Here is a 1082-nt window from a genome sequence, read left to right as displayed (position 1 = left end):
CGTCGCCTCGCCGGCCACACTGAAGCGCAGCCCGCGCCTGTCGCCGGCGGCGACCGAACGAGCGGACCGCCTGGCGCGCGTCGCGGCGCTGGCGGCGCAGGCGCTGGGCGACACGGCGGAGGCGAAGGCGTGGCTGACGGCGCCGCATCCGCTGTTCGGCGACCGCCCGCCGATCGAGGTGGCGGCGACCGACCTCGGCGCGCGGATGGTGGAGCGGGTGCTGCACAACATCGAGCACGGGCTGCCGGTGTGATCGCGGCCGGCGCGCGGAGGGCGGGCGCGGCGCGCATGCCGCGCGGTTCCGCCTGACCTTGCGGCTCTACCGGCTCGGCACGGCGGCGCATCCGGTCTGGGACGGCGCGGGGGCGGCCGCGCATGGCGGGCGCTGGAACCCGATCGGGACACCGGTGATCTACGCCGCCGGATCGCTCGCGCTGGCGATGCTGGAACGGCTGGTGCAGCGGCGCGGCTTCGGGGCGACGCTGGTGGTGGAGGCGGAGGTGCCGGACGGCCTGCCGGTCGAGGATCTGCTTGCCGCGCCCCCCGCGGCGTGGCGGTCGCTCGGCAGCACGGCGGCGGTGGCGGCGGGAGCGCGATGGCTGGCCGAGGGCCGGACCGCGCTGCTGCGCGTGCCCTCGGCCGTGGTGCCGCGCGAGGCGAACTACGTCGTGAACCCGACGCATCCGGATGCCGCACGTATCCGCGTGGGCCGGCCGCAGCCGCTCGACTGGGATCCGCGGCTGTTCGGGATCCCGGCGCCGCGGCGCTGACCGTCGCGCCTTCGTCCCGCCACCGGCGGCACGGTTTCGCCACCGCTGACGCGACGTCGCCCCGGACGCCGCGAAGATACCTCGGCGGCGCCGAAGCCCTGCCGCGGTCGGCCGGCAGTCTGCCTCCTGCCATCGAACCCACAGGAGGAAAACGATGCGCCAGATGACCCGCCTCTCGCTCGCTGCCGCGCTCTCCGCGGTGCTCGTCGCACCCGCCTTCGCCCAGGGGACGGCGCCGGCCGCCCCCGCCACACCGGCGACGCCCTCGCAGGTGCAGCGCCCGGCCGCGGCCGCGACGCCCGCCAACCCCGG

The 1082-nt window shown here is 77.5% G+C and carries 2 protein-coding genes; both read left to right on the top strand.

Annotation, left to right across the window (positions count from 1 at the left end; translation table 11 throughout):
* A partial coding sequence (locus L2I40_RS23590) for an MbcA/ParS/Xre antitoxin family protein (RefSeq protein ID WP_272911014.1) occupies positions 1–253 on the top strand: 253 nt, incomplete at its 5' end.
* A gap of 58 nt (positions 254–311) precedes the next feature.
* On the top strand, positions 312–770 hold the full coding sequence (locus tag L2I40_RS23585; protein ID WP_237217782.1) for an RES family NAD+ phosphorylase: 459 nt from the start codon (positions 312–314) through the stop codon (positions 768–770).
* Positions 771–1082 lie beyond the last annotated feature (312 nt).

Source organism: Falsiroseomonas oryziterrae (genome assembly GCF_021864505.1).
Classification (GTDB): domain Bacteria; phylum Pseudomonadota; class Alphaproteobacteria; order Acetobacterales; family Acetobacteraceae; genus Falsiroseomonas; species Falsiroseomonas oryziterrae.
Note: the sequence above shows the minus strand (reverse complement) of the source record. Positions and strands in the feature narration are given on the sequence as shown.